Genomic DNA, 1,074 nt, shown 5'->3' with positions numbered 1-1,074 from the left:
CAGACAGGTAAGTAAATAGACCTGTATCAGGAAAAGGCAAAAGAGAAGCAGGACACTCAAGCGCAGCGTTACGACTGAGGGACCCCAGAGATGAAAAAAGCAGGCTGCCAGATAGGCATCGATAGGCGCCAGGTAGTCCTGGCCGTAGAAGACCAGTGGATGAGCACCCCGATAGGCAATGTGGAGAGCCATAAGGCCCATTGTTCCTTCGTCGCTATCAAGAGAGGGCCAGCCCAGCAGGATCAGATAGAAGCGCAGGAGAGAGGCCAGCAGAATTACTACAAATGCAGCAATATGATATTTATCAATAATTTTATTTATCTTCAAACCAGACCTCTTTCACATGACTACGGCTGCTGGAGAGGGGGCCGCAGCAAAGAGGCCCCCTCTCCAGAAACCTAGGCATACTGTTCTGGGCTATCTGCCTCCAAGCCATAGAGGCTTCCTTGGTAGACAAAGTAGGCTTCCACATGTGTATGATAGGCATGTCCACCGACAGCAGCTACTGTTGGGCCGTAGAAATGGCCAGTGTACCCTCCTCTCAAGGGAGCGAGGCAGTTTTGACCAGCTCCGCTGTAAAGTGTTCCAGAGGTGTCGTCAACTAGATCAATGTAGATACCACATGCAGACCATTTCGAATTATCAGCCGTTCTAGGAAGAATATAGCCATCTGGAACGATTCGGAGTGCCGAGTTCTCACTGACACACGAGGTCAGACGGACAAGTGAGAACACATTGAAACAGCCTCCGCCGCTTGCCAAAGGGCTGACTGTAGCAGACTGGGCCAGAGCTGCTCCGTGGCCAGTATTATCGATCAAGTTGCTATGAACAGCAGAAGCCTCTACCGGTGGAGAAGCAAGAAAGGACAGTAGCAGCAGGAGCGCCATCGAGCAGAGAAGGATCGGTCCATGCCTCAACATCTTAGGGTTCCCTCCTTCCTTTTACTGGAAGCAACTGAGTACCTCTATGCTTATCTATGCTCAGATAGATTATAGATCAAAAAAATTATGTTAGTCAATATATGGATAGCGGGATAGAAGTGGTCGGCTTAGATTTTTCCATCCAGCCCTTTAA

Annotated in this window: 1 pseudogene; it reads right to left on the bottom strand. The window is 49.4% G+C overall.

The features are described 5' to 3' along the window. Positions 1–327 (bottom strand): annotated as a pseudogene (locus ACFMO7_RS08975) (hypothetical protein); the annotation flags it as partial. Positions 328–1,074 lie beyond the last annotated feature (747 nt).

This window comes from Thermogemmatispora sp., assembly GCF_042408735.1.
Classification (GTDB): Bacteria; Chloroflexota; Ktedonobacteria; order Ktedonobacterales; family Ktedonobacteraceae; genus Thermogemmatispora.
The sequence above is the reverse complement of the archived record's forward strand: the minus strand, read 5'-3'. Positions and strand labels throughout refer to the sequence as shown.